23 protein-coding genes are annotated in these 22254 nt (G+C 69.1%); 13 read left to right on the forward strand and 10 right to left on the reverse strand.

The genetic code is table 11. From position 1 onward, the window contains the following. Positions 1-51: 51 nt before the first annotated feature. Positions 52-1569, reverse strand: a complete 1518-nt coding sequence (locus Y590_RS15625) for a M48 family metalloprotease (protein WP_060770666.1) — start codon at positions 1567-1569, stop codon at positions 52-54. 6 nt (positions 1570-1575) lie between these two features. After that, positions 1576-2421: a thermonuclease family protein gene (locus tag Y590_RS15630; protein ID WP_060770667.1), complete on the reverse strand. Its 846-nt coding sequence runs from the start codon at positions 2419-2421 to the stop codon at positions 1576-1578. Between the two features lie 732 nt (positions 2422-3153). Here Y590_RS15630 and Y590_RS15635 point away from each other — a divergent pair. The 3 genes from Y590_RS15635 to trmB all read left to right on the forward strand — a co-directional run bounded on the left by Y590_RS15635 (position 3154) and on the right by trmB (position 5691). Then, positions 3154-3561: a helix-turn-helix domain-containing protein gene (locus Y590_RS15635; protein WP_060770668.1), complete on the forward strand. Its 408-nt coding sequence runs from the start codon at positions 3154-3156 to the stop codon at positions 3559-3561. 207 nt (positions 3562-3768) lie between these two features. After that, on the forward strand, positions 3769-4944 hold the full coding sequence (gene metK / locus Y590_RS15640; protein WP_060770669.1) for a methionine adenosyltransferase: 1176 nt from the start codon (positions 3769-3771) through the stop codon (positions 4942-4944). Between the two features lie 9 nt (positions 4945-4953). Then, complete coding sequence (trmB, locus tag Y590_RS15645) at positions 4954-5691, forward strand: tRNA (guanine(46)-N(7))-methyltransferase TrmB (RefSeq protein ID WP_060770670.1); 738 nt, start codon at positions 4954-4956, stop codon at positions 5689-5691. A gap of 233 nt (positions 5692-5924) precedes the next feature. Here trmB and topA read toward each other — a convergent pair whose 3' ends face one another. From topA to Y590_RS15665, 4 genes are all read right to left on the reverse strand, one after another. After that, positions 5925-8657, reverse strand: coding sequence for a type I DNA topoisomerase (topA, locus tag Y590_RS15650; RefSeq protein WP_060770671.1), 2733 nt, complete (start codon positions 8655-8657; stop codon positions 5925-5927). A gap of 148 nt (positions 8658-8805) precedes the next feature. Next, positions 8806-9765 (reverse strand): molybdopterin-binding protein, encoded by a 960-nt coding sequence (locus Y590_RS15655; RefSeq protein ID WP_502689515.1) that lies wholly within the window; start codon positions 9763-9765, stop codon positions 8806-8808. 11 nt (positions 9766-9776) lie between these two features. Continuing rightward, positions 9777-10649, reverse strand: a complete 873-nt coding sequence (locus Y590_RS15660; protein ID WP_060770672.1) for a cytochrome b/b6 domain-containing protein — start codon at positions 10647-10649, stop codon at positions 9777-9779. Positions 10650-10813: 164 nt separating this feature from the next. After that, positions 10814-11125, reverse strand: a complete 312-nt coding sequence (locus tag Y590_RS15665) for a hypothetical protein (protein WP_060770673.1) — start codon at positions 11123-11125, stop codon at positions 10814-10816. A gap of 274 nt (positions 11126-11399) precedes the next feature. Between Y590_RS15665 and Y590_RS15670 the strand changes: the two genes are divergently transcribed. Continuing rightward, positions 11400-12347: an aspartate carbamoyltransferase catalytic subunit gene (locus tag Y590_RS15670; RefSeq protein ID WP_060770674.1), complete on the forward strand. Its 948-nt coding sequence runs from the start codon at positions 11400-11402 to the stop codon at positions 12345-12347. 3 nt (positions 12348-12350) lie between these two features. Here the strand turns inward: Y590_RS15670 and Y590_RS26480 are convergent, their stop codons facing one another. Together Y590_RS26480 and Y590_RS15680 are read right to left on the reverse strand one after the other, a co-directional pair. Then, positions 12351-12557 (reverse strand): hypothetical protein, encoded by a 207-nt coding sequence (locus Y590_RS26480; RefSeq protein ID WP_144439982.1) that lies wholly within the window; start codon positions 12555-12557, stop codon positions 12351-12353. 43 nt (positions 12558-12600) lie between these two features. After that, positions 12601-13413, reverse strand: a complete 813-nt coding sequence (locus tag Y590_RS15680) for an IS5 family transposase (RefSeq protein WP_060768287.1) — start codon at positions 13411-13413, stop codon at positions 12601-12603. A 102-nt stretch (positions 13414-13515) separates the two neighbouring features. Between Y590_RS15680 and Y590_RS25800 the strand changes: the two genes are divergently transcribed. From Y590_RS25800 to Y590_RS15720, 7 genes are all read left to right on the forward strand, one after another. Then, positions 13516-13899 (forward strand): type II toxin-antitoxin system HicB family antitoxin, encoded by a 384-nt coding sequence (locus Y590_RS25800; RefSeq protein ID WP_083530871.1) that lies wholly within the window; start codon positions 13516-13518, stop codon positions 13897-13899. Positions 13900-14212: 313 nt separating this feature from the next. Continuing rightward, positions 14213-15523 carry a dihydroorotase gene (locus tag Y590_RS15695; RefSeq protein WP_060770677.1) on the forward strand — a complete coding sequence of 437 codons (1311 nt, stop codon included), beginning with the start codon at positions 14213-14215 and terminating at the stop codon, positions 15521-15523. Then, on the forward strand, positions 15520-16128 hold the full coding sequence (plsY, locus tag Y590_RS15700) for a glycerol-3-phosphate 1-O-acyltransferase PlsY (RefSeq protein ID WP_060770678.1): 609 nt from the start codon (positions 15520-15522) through the stop codon (positions 16126-16128). Before Y590_RS15695 ends, plsY begins: the two co-directional genes overlap by 4 nt. A gap of 31 nt (positions 16129-16159) precedes the next feature. Beyond that, a complete protein-coding gene (gene dprA, locus Y590_RS15705; protein ID WP_060770679.1) occupies positions 16160-17353 on the forward strand; it encodes a DNA-processing protein DprA in 1194 nt (397 codons plus the stop codon). 317 nt (positions 17354-17670) lie between these two features. Then, on the forward strand, positions 17671-18504 hold the full coding sequence (locus Y590_RS15710) for an SGNH/GDSL hydrolase family protein (protein WP_060770680.1): 834 nt from the start codon (positions 17671-17673) through the stop codon (positions 18502-18504). Next, positions 18501-19652, forward strand: a complete 1152-nt coding sequence (locus tag Y590_RS15715; RefSeq protein WP_060770681.1) for a hypothetical protein — start codon at positions 18501-18503, stop codon at positions 19650-19652. Before Y590_RS15710 ends, Y590_RS15715 begins: the two co-directional genes overlap by 4 nt. 38 nt (positions 19653-19690) lie before the next feature. Further along, positions 19691-20365: a DJ-1/PfpI family protein gene (locus Y590_RS15720; protein ID WP_060770682.1), complete on the forward strand. Its 675-nt coding sequence runs from the start codon at positions 19691-19693 to the stop codon at positions 20363-20365. Here the strand turns inward: Y590_RS15720 and ruvX are convergent. Continuing rightward, on the reverse strand, positions 20362-20859 hold the full coding sequence (gene ruvX / locus Y590_RS15725) for a Holliday junction resolvase RuvX (protein WP_060770683.1): 498 nt from the start codon (positions 20857-20859) through the stop codon (positions 20362-20364). The genes Y590_RS15720 and ruvX overlap by 4 nt on opposite strands. Then, positions 20856-21434 (reverse strand): SMI1/KNR4 family protein, encoded by a 579-nt coding sequence (locus Y590_RS15730; protein ID WP_060770684.1) that lies wholly within the window; start codon positions 21432-21434, stop codon positions 20856-20858. The genes ruvX and Y590_RS15730 overlap by 4 nt, the downstream gene beginning before the upstream one ends. 160 nt (positions 21435-21594) lie before the next feature. Here Y590_RS15730 and Y590_RS15735 point away from each other — a divergent pair, with 160 nt between their 5' ends. Together Y590_RS15735 and gatC are read left to right on the forward strand one after the other, a co-directional pair. Beyond that, a complete protein-coding gene (locus Y590_RS15735; protein WP_060770685.1) occupies positions 21595-21780 on the forward strand; it encodes a hypothetical protein in 186 nt (61 codons plus the stop codon). Positions 21781-21937: 157 nt separating this feature from the next. Next, positions 21938-22225, forward strand: coding sequence for an Asp-tRNA(Asn)/Glu-tRNA(Gln) amidotransferase subunit GatC (gatC, locus tag Y590_RS15740; RefSeq protein WP_060770686.1), 288 nt, complete (start codon positions 21938-21940; stop codon positions 22223-22225). The last annotated feature ends 29 nt before the right edge of the window (positions 22226-22254 follow it).

Raw genomic sequence — 22254 nt, forward strand, 5'->3', positions numbered from 1 at the left:
CATCGGCCTAAGCGCCGGCCCCCGGACGCGCAAGCCCGGCGGCCTCGCACCTCACTCGACGACGAGCTTGTAGCTCAAACCGGGCTTCACCACCGCACCGCGCTGTAGGCTGTTGAGCACGAGGAAGCGATCGACGGCGCGGTCGGGCACGCTCATGCGGCGGGCCAACCCCTCCACGGTGTCGCCCGGAGCGGCGGTGACGATCCGCAGATGCGCCGGCTTGAGCGAGGCGGTCTCCTCCGGCTCGATCGGGCGCAGGCTTTCCAGCCAGCGGCGGAAGGCCGGCTCCGGGTCGGTCGCGCCCTTGGCCGCCATGATCATGCGGTAGGTGGTCTCGCCCATGCGGATCGCCGCGAGGCGGAAGGTCCAGTCCTTGCCCCGCGACAGGGCGGTCGCGGCCGAGCGTCCACCGACGATGCGGTTCTCGACCGAGCCCGCTTCGATGGCATCGTTCCAGGTCGCGCGCAGCACGTCTTCCAGGCTGCGGTCGCCGCTCGCCTCGACCTGATCGAACAGTAGGCGGCGGCTGCCCTCGGGTGTGGTGCCGAGCACAGCGTTGCGGGTGTTCTCGATGGCGAAGGCGTCCGGCACGTCGAAGGCGATGCCCAAGCCCGGATGCAGGAAGCGGCGACCGCGCACCAGCCCCTCGCCGAGATTGTCGCCATAGGCGAGCCCGTCGATCGCCGCGAGATAGCGGGCGCGGTCGTCGGCGCCCAGGCCGGGGGCGCCGATGCGCCGGGCCGCGCGGGTGACCAGCGCGATGCGCTCGGCGGTCGCCGGGTGGGTCGCGAGCATGTCGGGCTCGGCCGCGCTGCCGTTGCCGGCCTTGAGCGCCATGGTGCGCTGAAGCGCATCGAGGAAGCGGCCGGCACCGAACGGGTCGTAGCCGGCCTGGGCCAGTACGCGCACGCCGTTCGTGTCCGCCTCCAGCTCCTGCTCGCGGGAGAAGCGGGCGAGGGTGAACTTGGACTGGCTCTCGAGCTGCGCCCCCGTGACGGGGTCGTTCAGCACGTCGGCGACCACGCGGCTGACGAGTTGCGAGCGCAGGGCCATCTCGCTGCGGGCGGTGGCATGGCGCAACGTCACGTGGGCGATCTCGTGCGCCAGTACCGCCGCGACCTCCGAGCTGTCGCCGGCGAGCGCCAGCAGGCCGCGGGTGACGTAGAGCCGGCCGCTCGGCAGGGCGAAGGCGTTGACGACGGGCGAGTCGAGCAGCGTGACCGCGTAGCTCTCCTCCGGCCGGTCGCTGGCGCGCACCAGCCGGTCGGTGATCTCGGTGATGAGCCGGTGGGCGGCGGGCGCGCGGTACTCGCCGCCGAACGAGGCCACGAGCTTGGCGTGGTCCGCCTCGTCGGAGCGTGTGCGTCCCGTGGTCTTCGGTGCCTGCTCGGGCACCGTGATGACCGCAGGCGTCAATACGCTTCCGGTCTGGTCGGCGGCGCAGGCCGCGAGCAGGCCCGCGAGCGCGACCAGCGTGCCGAGCCGCGCAAATCTACGCCGCGCAAATCTGCGACGGACGCCCCCGTACACGCGCCGCCGCCCCGATTGATGCCGCAAATCCCCCGTCATGCCGTTCTAGCGCCGCAGCGCCCGCTCCCCCTCGATGACCTCGATGCCGTCGACGCCGGCGAGATCGATGAACGGTCCCCGACCGGTCTCGACCATGCCGCGGATTCTCACGCGGCGGCCCCTCAGCGTGGCCGCCGACAAACCATGTTCGCTCAGAATCCGCCAAGAGCGTTTCTGCACGGTTACGGTCAAGCCTTGCCCGCCCCGGCGCGCGAAGTCGAGATAGGTTCGGGCCGACCGCTCGCCGACATGCAGGATGCGCCCCTCCACCACCGTGAAGCGCCCGGCGCGCGCGTTCAGCGCCGCCGCATCCGTCGCCGCGAGCGGGCCGCCGGCCCACAGGCCGAGCCCGGCCGCGCGCGGCGCCTCCTCGACGGCGCGGAGCGCCGGGCGACAGAGCGAATCGGCCTCGCCGGCATCGGCATAGGCAAGCCCGGCCGCGACCAATCCTCCGGCGAGATCGACCAGCTCCGCTTCGCCAGCGATCGCGTCGGCGCGACGGCGGCCCCAGCGGTCCTCGGCACCGCGTTCGGTCAGAACCAGGGGCGCGCCGCGAAAGGCGTGAAGCCAGCTTCGCGCGGCCGCGTCGAGCGCCGGCTCGTCGGGCCAGCGCAGCCCGGAGAGCACGGCCCGGCGGCCCGACGCGAGGCGCAGCTCGCCCCTGGGCCCGATGTCGGCAAGGCGATCCTCGATCGAGGCCGAAGGCCCGCAGGCCTCCGCCACCCGCGGAGCGCCCGAAGCGGCGCCGGGCGCGCCGCAGGCGGCCGCGAGCAGCCAGACGAGAGCCGGGGCACCGCCTCGGCTCGTCCTGCTCCCATACCAGCCGATCTCGTGACCATCACCGGGCAACATCGTCACCGTTCGCGCTCGGCCGTTCGATTCAAGCGAAGATGCCGCGCGAAAAGTGCCGGGATCGCGGCACGCGAGAGCGTCGCCGGCGCACAATCGCGGATTGCCGGCCCGTGCGCCTCCCGGGCAACAGCGCGCCAATCGCGCGCCTCGGCGCTTGCCCAACAATCGCGGACGGCCCAGGCCGGAGCGGTTGGCGCCCCCCCGCGATGATGCTAAGCCTGAATCGACGTCTCCGTAGCTCAGCTGGACAGAGCACAGGTTTCCTAAACTCCACAATTGGGCGCCGTGATGGGAAACCGCACGGCGGATCCACTCAAATTCGGGGAAAGCTTCCGGCGCCGCGGCGCTCTGCCGATCCCGAGCCAAGCCCGCGGTCCGGTCACGGCTCACGGGAAGGTGTAGAGACTAGACGGGTGGCACCTAAAGGCTTCGTCCGAAGCCCACGGTGAAGGGATAGTCCAGACCACGAACGCGCGAACAGCGTGGCGGCGAAAGTCGAAGTGGTATGAAACCTGGGGTCGCAGGTTCGAGCCCTGCCGGGGACGCCAATCGTTTCGCTGCCTCAGATTGCAGTCGAACATCCGATACTTCCTGCAATGTGAGTGCGACGTCACGCCGCGGCTGTAACAAATGACATAATCTGTGTGTCGTTGCCATTGGCTCCCGACGCGCCCTTGCAAGCAGAAAGTTTTCGTTCGAAGCATCGCCCGAAAGAACTTGGGTAGAACGAAAATGGCAGGTCAGAAGACCGATGAGCGCGACGTCCTTCTCGGACGTCGCATCGCCGAGCAGCGCAAACGCTCGAAACTGACGCAACGAGCGGTCGCCGACAGCTTCGGGATGTCTGCCGCGCAACTCCAAAAGTACGAAAAAGGCGTTAACCGGATCAGCGCGGTTCATCTCGCGATCCTCAGTCGCCTCACCAGTACTCCGGTCTCCGACTTTCTCGATGGCATTCCCCATCCGGACCCGGAAACGGAACGCGGCTTTTCAGACAATGGCCAGCGCGCTTACGCTGTCGAACCGTGGTCTGATCTCGCCCGAGCCTTTGCTCGCCAGTTCACGGAAACGTTCACCGAGCAACAGCGCCGCGAACTTTCTGCCGCCGTCGAGATCCTGAGCCAGGAACTCAAGGGCTGACGGTTACAGCCCCGTATCGGTGCCTCCACGATCCCTATCGGGCGCGGAACCACAGGGCGCGGGTGCACGCATCCGCGTTCGTTAAAACGGACGATTTCGCCATTCCGGCTTGACCGTCCGAAACGGCGATGCGACAAGCCGCGCCTCTGGAGACCAGGGTAAGCGCCGTGACACACGAGGCGCGCCCGACAATCGGGGGTGCACACGATGCCGCGTTCCGACTACCTCTTCACCAGCGAATCCGTCTCCGAAGGCCACCCCGACAAGGTGAGCGACCGGATCTCGGACACCGTGGTCGACGCCTATCTCTCGGCGATGCCGGAGGCGCGTCTCGGCGTCGAGACGCTGACCACGACCAACCGCGTCGTAATCGCGGGTGAGGTGCGCGGCCCCGATTCCGTGACCTTCAAGGACCTCGAGGAGCTGACCCGCGAGGCCGTGCGCGACATCGGCTACGAGCAGTCGGGCTTCCACTGGAAGAACAACGAGGTGGCCATCCACCTGCACGCGCAGTCGGCCGACATCGCCCAGGGCGTGGACGCCGCCGGCAACAAGGATGAGGGCGCGGGCGACCAGGGCATCATGTTCGGCTACGCCGCCGACGAAACCCCGGCCCTGATGCCGGCCCCGATCTTCTACGCCCACAAGATCCTCAAGGACCTCGCCGACGCGCGCAAGGCCAGGCAGGGTGACGCGGCCAAGCTCGGCCCCGACGCCAAGAGCCAGGTCACCGTGCGCTACGTCAACGGCCGCCCGGTCGAGGTGACGCAGATCGTGCTCTCGACGCAGCATCTCGACGAGTCGCTCGACTCGGCCGACGTGCGTGCCATCGTCGAGCCCTACATCCTCAAAGCCCTGCCGCAGGGCTGGGTCAACGAGAGCACCGTCTGGCACGTCAACCCGACCGGCAAGTTCGTGATCGGCGGCCCCGACGGCGATGCCGGCCTCACCGGCCGCAAGATCATCGTCGACACCTACGGCGGCGCGGCGCCCCACGGCGGCGGCGCCTTCTCCGGCAAGGACCCGACCAAGGTCGACCGCTCGGCCGCTTACGCCGCCCGCTATCTGGCCAAGAACGTCGTCGCCGCCGGCCTCGCCCGCCGGGCCACGATCCAGCTCTCCTATGCCATCGGCGTGGCCAAGCCCCTGTCGATTTACGTCGATCTTCACGGCACGGGCACCGTGGACGAGGCCAAGCTCGAAGGCGTGCTGATGGACGCCCTCGACCTCTCGCCCCGCGGCATCCGCACGGCGCTTCAGCTCAACAAGCCGATCTACGCCCGCACCTCGGCCTACGGCCATTTCGGCCGTGAGCCCGACGCCGACGGCGGCTTCTCCTGGGAAAAGACCGACCTCGCCGACAAGCTGAAGTCGGCCTTCTAAGCCCGAACCATGATGGGGAGGGATGACGACATCCCTCCCGAGACGGGCGGGACGGCGGAGACCGAGCGGGCCTTCTACGGGCGCCGCAAGGGCAAGCGCCTGCGCCCGGGCCAGGAGCAGCGCCTCGAAGGGGCGCTGCCTTCTCTTCGTGTCGCGCTGCCCGAGCGCGGCGAATTCCTCGATCCGCCGAGCCTGTTCCCGGTGCCGGTCGACGAGGTCTGGCTGGAAATCGGCTTCGGTGGCGGCGAGCATCTCGCCGCGCAGGCCGAAGCCCACCGCCAAGCCGGCATCATCGGCTGCGAACCCTTCGTCAACGGCGTGGTCAAGCTGCTGCGCGCCGTGGACGATCGCGGCTTGCGCAATGTCCGCGTCTGGGACGAGGACGCGACCGCCCTGCTCGCCGCCCTGCCGAATGCGAGCCTCGCCCGCGTCTATCTGCTTTATCCCGACCCCTGGCCGAAGCGCCGCCAGCGCAAGCGCCGCTTCGTGTCGGATGCCTCGCTCGCCGAGATCGCCCGCGTGCTGCGCCCCGGCGGCCATTTCCGCTTCGCCAGCGATATCGACGACTATGTGGGCTGGACCCTGGTCCGCGCCGCCCGCTGCCCGCAACTCCGCTGGACGGCGGAGACCGCCGACGACTGGCGCAGGCCGTTCGAGGGCTGGCCGGGTACCCGCTACGAGGCCAAGGCCCTCGCGGCCGGCCGGCTGCCGAGCTACCTCACGTTCGAGCGGGTCGGCGCGGACTGATCAGGCCGCCGAACCTTCCATCATCGCCAAGCGAAGCCGAAGCGATCCAGCGCGCCGCTTGTCTCGGACGGGTCGCGCGGTCGCTCGCGATGACGGCCGGCTGAACGATCCTGCGAGAAGAGGACGCGCGGCGGAGCCATCCGTGCGCCGTCTCGACCCGGATGCCGCGCGGGCCGTCGGCCGGATGTCGAGACGACCCGACATCCGGAGAAAGCGGCCGCTTCCCGTGAACGTCAGCCCGCCTTCGTCTTCGCGGCGGCCTTCTTGGCAGCCGCCGGCTTGGCGGAAGCCTTCGTCCCCGTCGCCTTCGTGGTCGCCTTGGCCGCCGTCTTGCGCACGGCCGGCTTTGCCGCCTCGCCGGCCTCCGCCTTCTTCGCCGGAGCGCGGGCGCGGGCCGCCGTCTTGCGGACCGGCTTCTTGCCGCCACCCGAAGCGCGCTTGGCGTTGACGAGGTCGATGGCCTGCTCCAGCGTCAGGCTCTCGGCGGCCATGGTCTTCGGCAGCGTCGCGTTGACCGAACCGTCGCTGACATAGGGGCCGTACTTGCCGGCCTTGACCACGAGTGCGGCGCCGTCCGGATGCTGGCCGAGCGTGCGGCCGGGATCGGAGGAGGGGCGGCCGCGCCCGCCGCCCTGCTCCTTCGCGACGATGAGATCGATGGCGCGGTTGGCGCCGATCTCCAGCACGTCGTCCTCCTTGCCGAGATTGGCGTAGGTCTTCCCGTGCTGCACGTAGGGGCCGAAGCGGCCGAGATTGGCCAGGATCGGGTCGCCGGTCTCCGGATGCTTGGCCACCTCGCGCGGCAGCGAGAGCAGGCGCAGCGCGATCTCCAGCGTCACGCTGCCCGGCGTCATGCCCTTGGGCAACGAGGAGCGCTTGGGCTTCTCCGCGCCCTTCTCGGCACTCGCCTCGCCGAGCTGCACGAACGGACCGAAGCGGCCATCGCGCAGGGTCACGGGCAGGCCGGTGGCCGGATCGTCGCCGAGCACGCGCACGCCGGGCTGGCCGCCCTCGGCCGAGGAGCCGTCACCCTCGCCCTCGACGCCGGAGGCCGAGAGCTGGCGAGTGTACTTGCATTCCGGGTAATTCGAGCAGCCGATGAAGGCGCCGAACTTGCCGAGCTTGAGCGAGAGCTGGCCCGCCCCGCAGGTCGGGCAGGCGCGCGGATCGCCGCCATCCGCCTTCTCGGGGAAGATGTGGGGCCCGAGCAGGCCGTTGAGCGCCTCGAGGACCTCCGCGACGCGCAATTCCTTGGTGCCGCCGATCGCGGCGGAAAAATCGCGCCAGAAGTCGCGCAGCACGGAGCGCCAGTCGATCTCGGCATTCGAGACCCGATCGAGCTGCTCTTCCAGGCTCGCGGTGAAGTCGTACTCGACGTAGCGCTTGAAGAAGCTTTCGAGGAAGCCGGTGACGAGCCGCCCCTTGTCCTCCGGCTGGAGGCGCTTCTTCTCGATGCGGACATATTCGCGGTCGCGCAGGGTCTGCAGGACCGCGGCATAGGTCGAGGGCCGACCGATGCCGAGCTCCTCCATCCGCTTGACGAGGCTGGCCTCGGAGTAGCGCGGCGGCGGCTCGGTGAAGTGCTGGGTCGAGGCGATGCGCTCGCGCTTGAGCGCGTCGCCCGCCTTCATCGCCGGCAGGCGCTTGGCGTCCTCGTCCTCCTCGTCGTCCTTGCCCTCCTGATAGAGGGCGAGGAAGCCGTCGAACTTCACGACCTGACCGGTGGCGCGCAGGTCGATCCGGCGCGGGCCGACATTCGCACTGACCTCGACGGTGGTGCGCTCCAGCTCGGCCGATTCCATCTGGCTCGCGATGGTGCGGGTCCAGATCAGGTCGTAGAGCTTGGCCTGCTCCGGTTCGAGGTGGCGGGCAACGTGCTTCGGCAACCGGCCCATATCGGTCGGGCGCACGGCCTCGTGGGCCTCCTGCGCGTTCTTGGCCTTGACGGTGTATTTGCGCGGCGCACCGGGGACGTAAGCGTCGCCGAACTCGCGGCCGATCACCCGGCGCGCGTCCTGGATCGCCTCCGGCGCCATGTCGACGCCGTCGGTCCGCATGTAGGTGATGATGCCGACGGTCTCGCCGCCGACATCCACGCCTTCATAGAGCCGCTGCGCGACCCGCATGGTCTGCGCCGGGGCCATCCCGAGCTTGCGCGAGGCCTCCTGCTGCAGCGTGGAGGTGGTGAAGGGCGGCTGCGGGTGACGTTTGGCGGGCTTGGCCTCGATGCTCGCCACTTGGAAGGTCGCGAGTTCGAGGTCGCGCTTGAAGGCCGCCGCCTCCTCGGCATTGCCGACATCGAGGCGCTGGATGCGCTTGCCGTCGGCGCCGACGAGCCGGGCCTCGAACACGCCGCCGGCCTCCGTCACCAGCGTGGCGATGATCGACCAGTATTCGCGCGGCTTGAAGCGCTCGATCTCCATCTCGCGCTCGACCACGAGACGGAGCGCCACCGACTGCACCCGGCCAGCCGAACGGGCGCCGGGCAGCTTGCGCCACAGCACCGGCGAGAGGTTGAAGCCGACGAGGTAATCGAGTGCGCGGCGCGCGAGATAGGCATCGACCAGGGCCTGGTCGATCTGGCGCGGCTTCTTCATCGCCGCGTCGACCGACGCCTTGGTGATCGCGTTGAAGGTCACCCGCTCGACGGGGATGCCCTTCAGCGCCTTACGGGCGGTCAGCGCCTCGATGACGTGCCAGGAGATCGCCTCGCCCTCGCGATCCGGGTCGGTCGCGAGGATGAGCTTCTCGGCTCCCTTCACGGCGCGGGCGATCTCGGACACGCGCTTGGCGCCGCGATCCTCCACCTCCCAGATCATGGCGAAGTCGGCCTCCGGATCGACCGAGCCGTCCTTGGCCGGCAGATCGCGGATATGGCCGAACGAGGCCAGAACCTCGTAATCGCTCCCCAGGTATTTGTTGATCGTCTTGGCCTTGGCCGGCGACTCGACGACGACGACTTTCATGAACCTCTGCCTCTCGCCAGAGCCTCACCGCAGATACGGTTTTGGGAATGGCGCGGATGCGTACCGGTCGGAGGCCGGCTCTCGCGCCGCGCAGAAGTGGGTGAGCCGCGCGGCGTTGTCAAATCGGGTGAACGTGCCGGACCTGCCCTTAAATCCCCGCGTACCACTCGTAGCCGCGATCCTCCCAATAGCCGCCCTTGCCGTCGCCGATGCCGGTCAGGCCCTCGGTCACCTCGATCCGCATGATGTATTTCGCCTGCTTGTAACCGAGCTGGCGCTCAACCCGCAGGCGTAGCGGCGCGCCGTTCGAAACCGGCAGCGCCTTGCCGTTCAGGTCGTAGGCGAGGATCGTCTGCGGGTGGTAGGCGTCGGTGAGATCGATGCTCTCGTAATAGCGAACCGGCGTACCCTGGTTCTCCTCGTCCTCGGCGTTCGGTGCCTCCGCGCCCGCGGCCTGCGAATCGCTGGCTTGGTTCTCGGCCCCCTCCGGCCGCGTCTCCATGCCGGGATTGGCGGTCTTTTCGGGCGCGACGTCTTCGTCTCCGCCGCTTGCGGAATATTCCATCGTGTCGGCGCAGTGGAACACGACGTAGCGGGCGTTCGGCTTCAGGCCGGCCCGCTGAAGCACCTCCGCGAGCGGCACGCCGGTCCACTTGCCGATGGCGCTCCAGCCCTCGACGCAATCGTGCCGGGTCGTCTGGGTACGGGCGGGCAGGGTGCGCAGATCGGCGAGACTGAGATCCTGGGGCCGCTCGACGAGGCCGTCGACACGGAGCTTGAACCCGTCGAAGCTCTTGGCGGCGAGCGCCTTATAGGCCCGGTCCGGCGGCTCGATCGTGCCGTTCGGCTTGAACCAGGGCGAGATCTCCGAATCCGGAAACTCCTTGGCGAGCGAGGCCGGCGTCAGCAGCAGGCGCTGCACGAACAGGTTGGCGTCCTCCCCCGCCTTCAGCGCGCGCTGGCCCGTGGCGCTCGCGGCGAAGCGGTCGCAGCCGCCGAGGGCCGAGACGCCGAGCAGGCCGGCCGCCGCGGTGAGGAAACCGCGGCGGTGGGGCAGGGCGATCGATGAGGGGATCTGGAGGCGAGGGGTCATGGGACGGTGGGTCATGAGACGGGGGGTCATGGGGTCTCTCCCGGGCCGGCGGGAAGTTTTTGGCGCTCGATCACGAACCAGCCGGTGATCATGCTGCGCATATTGTTGGCCACGCCGGAGAGCAGCACGAGCAGGACGTGGACGATCACGAACAGCACCAGCAGATTCGTGACGATGAAGTGGATCGTGCGGGCCGATTGCCGTCCGCCGAACAGGTCGGGCAGGGGCACCACCGCGTTGACGCCCGGCGACATGGCGAGCCCCGTCAGCACCATCAGCGGCAGCAGCACCGCCACCACGACGAGGTAGGTGAGCTTCTGCAGCACGTTGTAGCGCTTGGCCTCGTCCCCTTCCGGAAAGTGCAGGGTCAGGTGCTCGCGGACCGAGGAACCGAACCCGCGCATCTGGTCGCCGTCGGGCACGAGGCGCCGCCGCAACTGGCCCGTACCGATCCCGTAGAGGAGGTAGATCAGCCCGTTGATGACGAAGGCCCAGGCGAACAGGAAGTGCCAGCGCCGCCCGGTGGCGAGATCCTGATGCGCCGGCAGGGTCGCCCAGGCCGGGAAGGCGCGTCCCGCTTGCTGGCCGTTGAGGTTCGACAGGCCGAGCACGCCCGTCGTCTCGAAGGTGTGGCCGGCCACATAGACGATGCCGCGCGGCGTGCCGTCGTCCCGCTGGTCGTCGGTGATGGCGACGAACGGCTTGTCGAAGGTCGAGGCTGCGCCCCAATAGAGTGCCGGATGGGCGTTGAAGATCTGCAAGCCGCTCATCAGCAGGATGGCGAGGCAGACCACGTTGAGCCAGTGCGCCAGCCGGATCACCAGCGGATGGCGAAACATCCAGCGCCGCCGCACCGTCTCGACGATGTCCGGCCCCGAGAGCGTCGATCCTGCGGCCACGGCGCGGCTGTTCCCTGTTGCAGCATCCCGCGCCGGGCGGATGGACCGTTCGGCGCAGGAAGACTCGGAAGGTTTCGTTCGAGACGAAAAAGCCCGCCCGGTCTAACCGGGCGGGCCGAGGATCGCCTAGATGGCGATGTGGTCACAGTCGGGTGACGGGTGGATCACATCCCGCCCGCGCCGGACTCCATGCCGGAGCCGGAATTCATGCGCTTCGAGCGCATCATCTTCTTGTTCTTCATCGGCTTTTTCATCTTCTTGGAGCCGCGCTTCATCGGGCGCTGCTCCTGGCCCATGTCGTCGCCCATGGCACCCTGCTGCATTTGGCCGCCCATCTGGCCACCCATTTGCCCGCCGGGCTGGCCGCCCATGCCGGGCTCCATGCCGCCCCGCTGCATGCCCTGAGCGTAGGCGCCGGACGAGAGAGCGAGACCGAGCGAGAGCGCACCGGCAGTCAGGAGAAGTCGCGTATTCATAAGCTACCTTTCGTTTCCGGGCAGGCAGACGGATACCGGGACAGGTATTCGACGCACTCAAACCCCAACGGATGTTTGGAAAACGGAAGCGAGGCTGGATCGTTCAAATTTTTCTCGATCACAGGCTCGCGATGATCAAGAAAATCTCTCGCCCGCAACCCGGCGAGACCGTTTTTCCTCGTGCCATCGCCCGCACCGCCCGACCGGACACGCCTGCGCCTTGCCGGGCCCTTCCCGGGCCCCTATAGCGCGGAGCCGACGCCAGAACCGCCGCATGACCGCTCAGACCGCACCCGCCTTCCCGCACCGGCACTTGCTCGGCATCGAAGGCCTGAGCCGGCCGGACATCGAATCGCTGCTGGAGCGCGCCGACGCCGCCGTCGCCCTGTCGCGGCAGGTCGAGAAGAAGCGCACGACCTTGCGCGGTCGCACGCAGATCAACCTGTTCTTCGAGCCCTCGACCCGCACGCAATCCTCGTTCGAGCTGGCCGGCAAGCGCCTCGGCGCCGACGTGATGAACATGTCGGTCGCCTCGTCCTCGGTGAAGAAGGGCGAGACGCTGATCGACACCGCCGCGACGCTCAACGCCATGCGGCCCGACATCATCGTGGTGCGCCACCACGCGGCGGGCGCCGTGCACCTGCTCGCCCGCAAGGTCGATTGCGCCGTGGTGAATGCCGGCGACGGCGCCCACGAGCACCCGACCCAGGCGCTGCTCGACGCGCTCACCATCCGCCGCAACAAGGACGGCATCGAGGGGCTCCACGTCGCGATCTGCGGCGACGTCCTGCATTCGCGGGTGGCGCGCTCGAACATCATCCTGCTTCAGGCGCTCGGCGCCCGGGTGCGGGTGATCGGCCCCTCGACCTTGCTGCCCACCGGCATCGAGCGCTTCGGCGTCGATGTGTTCACCGACATGCGCGCGGGGCTGAAGGGCTGCGACATCGTGATGATGCTGCGCCTCCAGCGCGAGCGGATGAACGGCTCCTTCGTGCCGAGCGTGAAGGAATATTTCCGCTATTACGGCCTCGACGGCGACAAGCTGGCGCTGGCCAAGCCGGACGCGCTGGTGATGCATCCCGGACCCATGAACCGCGGCGTCGAGATCGCCTCCGACATCGCCGACGGGGCGCAGTCGCTGATCCGCGAGCAGGTCGAGATGGGCGTCGCCGTGCGCATGGCCGTGCTGGAAGCGCTGGCGACGCACCTGCCGAACGGGTGAGGCTCAGCGCTTGACATGCCGCCGCGCGCCTTCGAGCTTGATAATCTGGAAATCCGCCATCGGCTGGAGCGCGAGGGTTGGCGGCTGATCAAGTCGCGGGGCGGGAATCACGATGTCGACAAGCATCTCGACAAACCCCAGCACATCCCGATCTCGCGCGCCGATCTCGCGCGGACGCGGCGACCTGCCGCTTGGCACGGCACGCAGCATCGCGCGTGCGCCGGCTGGATTCGCTGAGAGTCCGTCCGCTAAGTCATGATGCTCGCCCGAGCCTTCGGACGAGGATCATGACGGCGGCGGCGTAGAGGAAGGCCTGGGCCGAGGCGAGGGTCGCTTCCGGGTCCTTCCAGAGGCGTCGGTTGCGGCTGATCCATCCGAAGAAGCGTTCCACCACCCATCGGCGTGGATGCACGGCGAAGCCGACCTGATCCTTCGGTTTGCGCACGATGTCGATGGTGATGACGGTGGCGGTCGCGGGTCTGTCGCCGGCATAGCCTGCATCGGCGAAAGCTCTGACGATGAACGGGAAGGTCCGCCGCGACAGGCGCAGCACCGGTCCAGCCCCATCGCGATCCTGAATGTCGGCGGTCTGCGGATCGAGCACGAGGGCGCGCCCGTCCGTGTCGACCAGGGCCTGACGCTTGCGGCCCTTGACCTTCTTTCCAGCGTCGTAGCCGCGCGGGCCGCCGCTCTCGGTGGTCTTCACGCTCTGGCTGTCGAGCACGGCCGCCGTCGGCGAGGCCTCGCGACCGGCCCGCTCCCGGTCGGCCATGACCAGGGCGTGGTTGATCCGCCCGAACAATCCCTCGTCCCGCCAGCGGCTGAAGTAGCCGAACGTCGTGCTGCGCGGAGGGAGATCCTTTGGGATCAACCGCCATGCGATGCCGCCGCGCAGCACGTAGAAGATCGCGTTCAGGACCTCCCGCATCGTCCAGACAGGCGGACGACCACGCGAGGCGGGCTCTGGCATCATGGGCGCGATCACCGCCCATTCCGTATCCGTCAGGTCGGTTTCGTATCGAAGGCGCGCACGGTTATGCTGCCGGCGAGTGGTCGGGGTCCACATGGCACGTCCAGATGAGGCTTCAGCACCCTTCTGGAATCACCGCCATTCCGGCCACTCAACCCCTGCCGGACGTTATCGGACGGGCTCTGAGGGATCACAACGATGATTCACTCCATCGGCATTTTGGAGAAGGAGCCAGGCACCCTGTGGGGTGTATGGTTCCCAGATCTAATCGGGTGCACGACGGCGGCCGACACGGCTGAGGGCGCGCTACGTCAGGCACCGGAAGTCTTGCGGCTCTATCTTGAGTGTTTGGCCGAGGACGGCATGACACCGCCGCCCGTGCGCAGCCTCGATGTCCTGCGTGAGGATCCGGAGGTGGCCGAGGCTCTGGCAGCGGGGCATGCCGCCGTTGTCGTTTCCGTCGATGAAGACGCTCTCCTCGACGAGCGGGCTCTCAGCGCCATCGACGCCGCAGCCCAGCGTCGAGGCCTCTCCCGTCAGCGCTTCATCCGTGAGGCCCTGATCGAGAAGGCCGCCATTTAAGCCATCTCCGCACGAACGGGATCGCGTCCATTGCTCAGCCTCTGGTTCTGGCTGGAACGTTGGTTTACCGACGTGCCGAGTCTCTGGGTCCTCGCCGCTCGGGGAATGGTGACGGTCTTCGTTCCCGTTACGGCGATCTTCATCCTCGGTCTTGTCGCTGGCTGGAGCGGCGAGGTTGTCGCGTCACTCACAGGCATCCTGTATCTCGCGGTCTTCGCGTGGTTCGGTTGGATGGTAACGAAGCTCTCCCGTCGAAGGCCATGACTTGGCTCGACCGGACCCGTTGCGCTTCGCGGAGAATTTCTCAGTCCCAATGACCGCTCCTCCGCTTCTCCTCTCCAACGCCCATCTCCTCGACCCGGCCAGCGGCCGCGAGGGCCCCGGCGCCGTGCTCGTGCGCGACGGCCGCATCGCCGATGTCGCCTGGGGTGCCGCACCCGACGCACCGGAAGACTGCAAAAAAATCGACTGCGGCGGGCTCACCCTCGCGCCGGGCCTGATCGACCTGCGCGCCTTCGTCGGCGAGCCGGGCGCCGAGCACCGGGAAACCCTGGCCTCGGCGAGCGCGGCTGCCGCGGCCGGCGGCGTGACGACGCTGGTCTGCATGCCCGACACCAACCCCGTCATCGACGGGCCGGCCATCGTCGATTTCGTGCTGCGCCGCGCCCGCGACACCGCCTGCATCAACGTGCTGCCGGCCGCCGCCATCACGAAGGGGCTGGCCGGCCGCGAGATGACCGAGTTCGGCCTGCTGGCGGAAGCCGGCGCGGTCGCCTTCACCGACGGGCTGAAAGCCGTCACCAACGCGCAGGTGATGCGCCGCGCGCTGACCTACGCCCGCGATTTCGGCGCGCTGCTGATGCAGCATGTCGAGGAGCCGGACCTCGTCGGCGAAGGCGTGATGAACGAGGGCGAGATGGCCTCCCGCCTCGGCCTGATCGGCATCCCCCGCGAGGCCGAGACGGTGATGCTGGAGCGCGACATCCGCCTCGTGCGCCTCACCGGCGCGCGCTACCACGCGGCGATGATCTCCTGCGCCGATTCGGTCGAGATCGTGCGGCGGGCCAAGGAGGCGGGGCTGCCCGTCACCTGCGGCGTGTCGGTCAACAACCTCGTGCTCAACGAGGGCGACATCGGCCACTACCGCACCTTCTGCAAGCTCTCGCCCCCCTTGCGCCGCGAGGACGACCGGCAGGCGGTGATCGCCGCGCTGAATGAAGGCGTGATCGACGTCATCGTCTCCGACCACAATCCGCAGGACGTCGAGACCAAGCGCCTGCCGTTCGCCGAAGCCGCCGATGGAGCGCTCGGCATCGAGACCCTGCTCGGGGCGAGCCTACGCCTGCTCCATACCGGCGACGTGACGCTGGGAACGCTCCTGAAGGCTCTCTCGGCCAACCCCGCGGCGCTGCTCGGCCGCGAGGCGGGGCGCCTCGAAACAGGCGCACCCGCCGACCTCGTGCTGATCGACCCCGATCTGCCCTACCTGCTCGACAAGCGGCAGTTGAAGTCGCGCTCCAAGAACTCGCCCTTCGACGAGGCGCGCCTCCAGGGCGCGGCGGTGCTGACGCTGGTCGGCGGCCGCATCGTCCACCGCTCCGACCTCTCGGCTCTGGCCGCATGACCACGCTTCTCGCGGCCGGCTGGCCGGTCCTCATCGCGGCTCTCGTCCTCGGCTATGCCTGCGGCGCGATCCCCTTCGGGCTGATCCTCACGAAGTTCGCCGGCCTCGGCGACGTGCGGGCGATCGGCTCGGGCAATATCGGCGCCACCAACGTGTTGCGAACCGGCCGCAAGGGGCTCGCCGCCGCGACGCTGCTCTGCGATGCGCTCAAGGGCACGCTGCCGGTGCTCGCCGCAAGCCAATGGGGAGAAGGGCCGGCGCTGGCTGCGGGCCTCGGTGCCTTCCTCGGCCATCTCTTCCCGGTCTGGCTCGGCTTCAAGGGCGGCAAGGGCGTGGCGACCTTCATCGGCGTGCTGCTGGCGCTGAGCCCGGTGACACTGGCCGCCTTCGCCGCGATCTGGCTCGGGCTCGCCTTCGCCCTGAAATACTCCTCGCTTGCCGCGCTCGCGGCGTCGGCTGCCACGCCCCTCATCCTGTGGGCGCTGGGACACGGCTCGGTTGCAGCGCTCTTCCTCGTGCTCGCAGCTTTGCTATGGTGGAAGCACGCGCCCAACATCCGCCGACTCGCCGCCGGCACCGAGGGGCGGATCGGGAAGAAAGGGTGAGCGCCGCCCCCTCCCGGACGGAGGGGGACCGATGCAACTCACCGACGCGCAACGCCTCGATTGGCTGCGCCTGATCCGTACCGACGGCATCGGCCCGCGCACCTTCCGCGGCCTGATCAACCGCTTCGGCAGCGCGTCGGCCGCGCTCGACGCCCTGCCGGACCTGACGAAGCGGGCGGGCAAGCGCGCCGTGCCGCCCACGAAGGCCGAGGCCGAGCGCGAGATGGCGGCGGCCGCCCGCCTCGGCATCCGCTTCCTCGCCATGGGCGAAGCGGCCTACCCGAAGGCGCTGCACGCCACCGATACCGCGCCGCCGCTGATCGCCGTTCGCGGCGACCCGGCCACGCTTCTCAAGCCTTCGGTGGCCATCGTCGGCTCGCGCAACGCCTCGACCGCGGGCCTCGCCTTCACCGAGCGGCTCGCCCGCGGTTTCGGCGAAGCCGGTCTCGTCGTGGTCTCGGGACTCGCCCGAGGGATCGACGCCCGCGCCCATAAGGCCACGCTCACCACCGGCACCGTCGCGGTCCTCGCGGGTGGGCAGAACCGGATCTATCCAGAGAACCATGCCGGCCTCGTCGAGGAGATCGTGGGGGCGGGTGGGGCGGTGGTCGCCGAGATGCCGATGGGCTGGGTGCCGCGCGGGCGCGACTTTCCCCGCCGCAACCGCATCATCTCCGGCCTCAGCCTCGGCACCGTCATCGTGGAGGCCGCGCGCCGCTCCGGCTCGCTCATCACCGCCCGTTTCGCGCTGGAGCAGGGCCGGGAAGTCTTCGCGGTGCCCGGCTCGCCGCTCGATCCGCGGGCGGAGGGCACCAACGACCTGATCCGCCAGGGTGCGACGCTGGTCTCGGAGGTCGAGCACGTCCTGTCCGTGCTCGATCCGCTGATCGCCGGCGGCGCGCCGCAAGCGGACGGCCTGAACGACCGCTCCGAGACGTGGCGCACGCCCGATTACTGGGACGAGATCGATTTTGACGGACGCGCCGAGACCGCGCTGCCGCTGTTTCCTGCCACGGCAGAGCCGGAAGATGGTCCCCCCGAGCCCCGGGACGACCGCGAGCGGCTGATCGCATGCCTCAGCCCGGTTCCGGTCGGAACCGATGAGCTTGCCCGCTCCACCGGCCTATCGGTTCGGATCGTGCAGACGACGCTGCTCGAACTCGAACTCGACGGCCGGATCGAGCGGCACGGCAGCGGGACGGTCTCCCTGGTTTCGCGGGCGTGACGCGGCCGATCCGGCAGGTAAAGGCCATTGACGCCAAGGCAAGACAGCACCGTTACCGTGCTCGATCGCTGCCCCCGGACTTCATGCCGGCGTCGAACAAGCGGCGTCTATGACCAACAACACTTTGATCCGAGTCTCGCAATTAAGACTCTATCAAACACCGCGCATTGCGGCTGTGGCGAATCACGATTATTGGGCCGTAATCCGGCCTCGGTTCGGTTAGAAGGGTCGATATCAGTCATTCCGCGAAGGCCCCCAATCGAGGCGGCCCGCGGGCGGGGGCTCGAACGGTGGTACGGTTTCTACGTCAGGCTCGGATGCGGCCGGTCCCGAGGGGACGCCCGCGGCGGCTCGTCGGTGCGACGGCGCTGATGCTGGCCCTCACTCTCTCCTCGACCGCGGTGCTCGCCTACGCCGACCTGCTGCCACAGCACCTCGATCTCGGCTTCGACCTCGATCTCGGCCTGTTCGAGGACACGGCCCCGGCGGGCCTTCCGCACGTCGCCCAGAAGATCGCGCTGGGTGGCCCACTGAGCATCGTCGCCTTCGGCTCCTCCTCGACGGAGGGCGTCGGCGCCTCGACGCCCGCCGCCGCCTATCCCGCCCGCCTCGAAGCCGGACTGCGGCGCGCCCTGCCGCATCTCGGCAGCAAGATCACGGTCGCCAACCGCGGCATCGGCGGCGAGGCGGTGGACGAGATGCTGGCCCGGCTCGACCAAGACGTGATCGCGCCCCGGCCCGATCTCGTGATCTGGCAGACCGGCAGCAACGACGCCCTGCGCGGCGTCTCCCTCGACCATTTCCGGGAGGCGACGGAGGCGGCGCTGGAGCGCATCCGCGCGGCGGGGATCGACGTGGTTCTGATGGAGCCGCAATGGTGCCCGACGCTCGACGCCACGCCCGGCGCCGACCGGTTCCGCGACGCCGTGCGCGCCCTCGGCGCCGATCTCGGCGTCCCGGTGATCCGCCGCTCCGACCTGATGCGCGACTGGATCGGGCAGGGCCGGCTGACCCGCACCGAATTGTTCGCCAGCGACGGCCTGCACATGGCGGATGGCGGTTACGCCCTGCTCGCCGAGGCCGCGCAGGACGCGGTGCTCGACGGGGCCGAGGCGGCACCGGTGGCGCTCGCCGAGGCAGGGACGGATTGAGGCCATCATCCGGGGCGGCCTACCTCGCCCGCTGTGTCACAGTTGGCCTTCTGCTCGCGGCAGCGCCCGCCGGGGCGGTCGATCTGCGCCTGCTGTCCGAAAATCCGCGCTACGCCCGCAACCCGACCTGCGCCGACGTCACCGTCGTGGCGCCGGGCCGCCGGCCCGGCACGCATCCGCTCGACGATCGGATCAGCCCCAACCCGGCCCTGTCGCCGATGAGCCAGGGCGACAGCGCGATCTGCTTTGCCTACGCCACCGCCGACATGATCTCGCAGCGCGTCGGGGTCACCGTCTCGGCGCTGGATGTCGCCACCCGCTACTACTTTGCCGACCCGGCCGGCCTCGAACGCAGCCGGGACCGTGCCTTGCGGAACTACCTGCGCCGGCATCCCGACCTCGCGGAAGAGATCGCCGAGAGCCGCAACGACACCGAGGCGAGCCGCGAGCGCAACCCGGGCCGCAAGCCGTATTTCGACAAGCTGGAGGATGGGCAGGAGGCGGCGGCAACGCTCCTCTACAACCTCGGCGGTCTGTGCACGGACCGGGACCTGCCCTCCTTCGACGGCTACGGCCAGCACGCGCGCACCCTCGGTGCCCTGCGCTGGCGCAGCCGCGTCGCCGCCCCGCAGATCTCGTGGCGCAGCCTCGGCGGGACGGTGCCGCGGCTGCGCGATCCGGCGACCGACGCCTTCAACGCCGGCTGGATCGCCCATGTCGAGCGGCTTTGCCGCCGCAAGCCCCTGCCGGTGCCGCTGATCCCGGTCTCGGACTCGATCGCCGACAACCAGCTCGACTTCATGGACAAGGCCGCCCGCGGCGAACCCGGCCTCACGGCCGGCACCGACCGGCTGATGGCGATGATCGACTACGCCCTCGACCGGGGCCGCCTGCCGGTGGTGGGCTATTCCTGGTACGTGCTGGAAGAGCGCCTGCCGAAGGAGCCGGACATCGCCGCCGACCATTCGAGCCCGATCATCGCCCGGCGCAAGGCGGGCGGGCGCTGCCAGTACCACCTGCAGGACAATACCGGCGAGTACTGCGCCCGGATGCGGCCGGGCATCGCCGAGCGCTGCGACCTCGGCCGGGTCTGGCTCAACGAGGACGAGCTGCGCGCCTCGCTCTACAGCGTGATCTATCTGCGGTAGGTCTTTTCGAGCGCAGGACACGACCCGGATTCGCGGCCATGACGATCGAAATCGGATTCCTCGTCTTTCCCCAGGTGCAGCAGCTCGACCTCACCGGCCCCTACGAGGTGCTGGCCATGGTGCCGGGCGCCCGCGTCCATCTCGTCGCGAAGGCGTTGGGACCGATCGCAAGCGCCACCGGCCTCGTGCTGACGCCGACGCTCACCTTCGCCGAATGCCCGGCCCTCGACGTGATCTGCGTGCCCGGCGGCGCGGGGGTGAACCCGCTGATGGAGGATGCCGAAACCCTCGACTTCCTGCGCCGTCAGGCGGCGAACGCACGCTACGTCACCTCCGTCTGCACCGGCGCCCTGGTGCTCGGCGCGGCAGGCCTTCTGCGGGGCAAGCGGGCCACCACGCACTGGGCGGCCCACGATCTGCTTAGCTCCTTCGGGGCGATCCCGACCCAGGGACGTGTGGTGCGCGACGGCAACCTGATGACCGGCGGCGGCGTGACCGCGGGCATCGATTTCGGCCTGATGCTCGCCGCCGAACTCACCGATGTGGACACCGCGAAGGCGATCCAGCTCCATCAGGAATACGCTCCGGCTCCGCCCTTCGATGCGGGCCGGCCTGAAACCGCCGGTCCGGAGATTCTCGCGGCCGCCCGCGAGCGGCTGTCAGCGACGCGCCGGGAGCGGGAGGCGATCGTGGCGCGGGTGACGCGGGGTTAAAACCCGTCCGCCTCCTCGGCCGCGCCCGAAAACATCCCGCCCATCACGTCGAGGCAGCTCTGGAGGATGTAGGCGGCAGCGAGCTTATCCACGAGTTCGCCGCGCCGCGCCCGCGAGGCGTCGGCTTCGAGAAGCGTGCGGGTGACGGCGGCGGTGGAGAGGCGCTCGTCGAAGAACAGGACCGGCAGCGGCAACAGCGGCTTGAGGTTGCGGGCAAAGCTCCGGCTCGATTGGGCACGGGGGCCTTCGGAGCCGTCCATGTTGAGCGGCAGGCCGATCACGAGGCCGCCGACGGCGTGCGTTGCGCACAGTGTCACGATCCGCGCCACGTCGGGCGTGAACTTCACCCGCCGGATCGTCTCCAGCGGCGAGGCGATCTGCCGGCCGACATCGGACAGGGCGATCCCGATGGTCTTGGTGCCGAGGTCGAGCCCGATCAGGCGCGGCGCGCCGGCCGAGGCTTCGGCGAAGGCCGCCATCTCCGCCCGGTTCACGAATCCATCGCTCCGAGCTGTTCCAGGGCCGCCGCGTCGTCGCCCGCGAAGGTCGCGGGCAGCGGACCTTCCCCGTCGCCGAGGATGTGCAGGATCTCGAGGCCTTGGAGCCCGCGCAGGAAGGTCGGCAGGTCGGCACCGCCGAAATGCACGGTCTCCAGATCAGCGCACAGCACCCAGATGTCATATTCGGGAAAGCCCGGCGTCACGTCGAAGAACAGGAAGTCGCCCCGCTCGGTCTGCCCGAAGAAGCAGGCCCGCTCCATCAGCCCGGCATCGGCATCCCCCTCGATGGTGAAGCGGTGCGGCTCGTCGCTGTCCTCGTCGTGCAGGCCGTCGAGGGCGAGCGCCACGCCGTGCGAGATCAGGTGCGCTCGCGAACCGAGATCCGCCGCCTCCACCGGAACCGGGGTGAAGATGCGCAGATGCCCGCCGATCCGACCGGCGCCGCAGCTCTGCGCGAAGTTGCGGTAGCTCTGAGGGAGCGGGAACCCGAGTTCGGCCTCGGCGCGGGCGAGATCCGCCTCGCTGGAGATCAGCCCCGGACGCAGTTCCCGGAAGACGCTGTCCCACATGCCCCGTCCTCGCCGTATCCCGATGTAGGAGGGGCTTACGCCCGCCCGCGCGGACTTGTCCACCGCACAGATTAACCATGGCGGATGGTCGGCCCTCCGCGGATGGACCGGAAAGCGAAAAGCGGTGTTAAGGTTTCGTTAACGACGCCGGAACCGCCCCGTGCCCCTCACGCCGACGCCGACCCCTCAAGCCTCCGCCCGATCCGGCGGCCTCATGCGGCGGCATGTGCTGATGCTGGCGCTCGCCTTCGAGATCCTTTGCGTCGGGGCCTATAACGCCGACCGTTTCCGCCGCCCCGGAATCACCGTGGACATGCCGGTGACGCGCGGCCACGTCATCGTCTGAGCCGCCTGTTCGATCGAGTCCACGGGCTCCGAGGCCCTCTCTGCCATCGACCCGGCGCGGAGCGTTGCCCCTGCGCGAAGGCGGGTGCTATAGCCCGGCTGATCCCGGCGCGAGGTTTTCAACCCGTGCTCACGGCAGACGAGGCGACACGGGCGGCATGTCGGTCGACGAGAAAACGGTACGGCGCATCGCGCATCTGGCCCGCATCGCGGTGACCGACGAGGAAGTCGGCCCGCTGAAGGGGGAACTCAACGCGATCCTCGCCTTCGTCGAGCAACTCGGCGCGGTGGATGTGGACGGCGTCGAGCCGATGACCTCCGTCACCCCGATGCGCATGAAGAAGCGCGCCGACGTGGTGAACGACGGCGGGCGGGCGAGCGACATCGTCGCCAACGCCCCCGAGACCGAGGATAACTATTTTCTCGTGCCGAAGGTTGTCGAGTAGTCCCCTGGGACGCGACGGAGCGGCTTTTC

The sequence above is a fragment of the Methylobacterium sp. AMS5 genome, assembly GCF_001542815.1.
Classification (GTDB): domain Bacteria; phylum Pseudomonadota; class Alphaproteobacteria; order Rhizobiales; family Beijerinckiaceae; genus Methylobacterium.

Coding starts and splice junctions, on each gene's coding strand:
- Y590_RS15625 (WP_060770666.1), bottom strand. CDS start 1,569: ATGACGGGGGATTTGCGGCATCAATCGGGGCGGCGGCGCGTGTACGGG.
- Y590_RS15630 (WP_060770667.1), bottom strand. CDS start 2,421: ATGTTGCCCGGTGATGGTCACGAGATCGGCTGGTATGGGAGCAGGACG.
- Y590_RS15635 (WP_060770668.1), top strand. CDS start 3,154: ATGGCAGGTCAGAAGACCGATGAGCGCGACGTCCTTCTCGGACGTCGC.
- metK (WP_060770669.1), top strand. CDS start 3,769: ATGCCGCGTTCCGACTACCTCTTCACCAGCGAATCCGTCTCCGAAGGC.
- trmB (WP_060770670.1), top strand. CDS start 4,954: ATGATGGGGAGGGATGACGACATCCCTCCCGAGACGGGCGGGACGGCG.
- topA (WP_060770671.1), bottom strand. CDS start 8,657: ATGAAAGTCGTCGTCGTCGAGTCGCCGGCCAAGGCCAAGACGATCAAC.
- Y590_RS15655 (WP_502689515.1), bottom strand. CDS start 9,765: ATGACCCACCGTCCCATGACCCCTCGCCTCCAGATCCCCTCATCGATC.
- Y590_RS15665 (WP_060770673.1), bottom strand. CDS start 11,125: ATGAATACGCGACTTCTCCTGACTGCCGGTGCGCTCTCGCTCGGTCTC.
- Y590_RS15670 (WP_060770674.1), top strand. CDS start 11,400: ATGACCGCTCAGACCGCACCCGCCTTCCCGCACCGGCACTTGCTCGGC.
- Y590_RS26480 (WP_144439982.1), bottom strand. CDS start 12,557: ATGCTGCGTGCCGTGCCAAGCGGCAGGTCGCCGCGTCCGCGCGAGATC.
- Y590_RS15680 (WP_060768287.1), bottom strand. CDS start 13,413: ATGTGGACCCCGACCACTCGCCGGCAGCATAACCGTGCGCGCCTTCGA.
- Y590_RS25800 (WP_083530871.1), top strand. CDS start 13,516: ATGATTCACTCCATCGGCATTTTGGAGAAGGAGCCAGGCACCCTGTGG.
- Y590_RS15695 (WP_060770677.1), top strand. CDS start 14,213: ATGACCGCTCCTCCGCTTCTCCTCTCCAACGCCCATCTCCTCGACCCG.
- plsY (WP_060770678.1), top strand. CDS start 15,520: ATGACCACGCTTCTCGCGGCCGGCTGGCCGGTCCTCATCGCGGCTCTC.
- dprA (WP_060770679.1), top strand. CDS start 16,160: ATGCAACTCACCGACGCGCAACGCCTCGATTGGCTGCGCCTGATCCGT.
- Y590_RS15710 (WP_060770680.1), top strand. CDS start 17,671: ATGCGGCCGGTCCCGAGGGGACGCCCGCGGCGGCTCGTCGGTGCGACG.
- Y590_RS15720 (WP_060770682.1), top strand. CDS start 19,691: ATGACGATCGAAATCGGATTCCTCGTCTTTCCCCAGGTGCAGCAGCTC.
- Y590_RS15730 (WP_060770684.1), bottom strand. CDS start 21,434: ATGTGGGACAGCGTCTTCCGGGAACTGCGTCCGGGGCTGATCTCCAGC.
- gatC (WP_060770686.1), top strand. CDS start 21,938: ATGTCGGTCGACGAGAAAACGGTACGGCGCATCGCGCATCTGGCCCGC.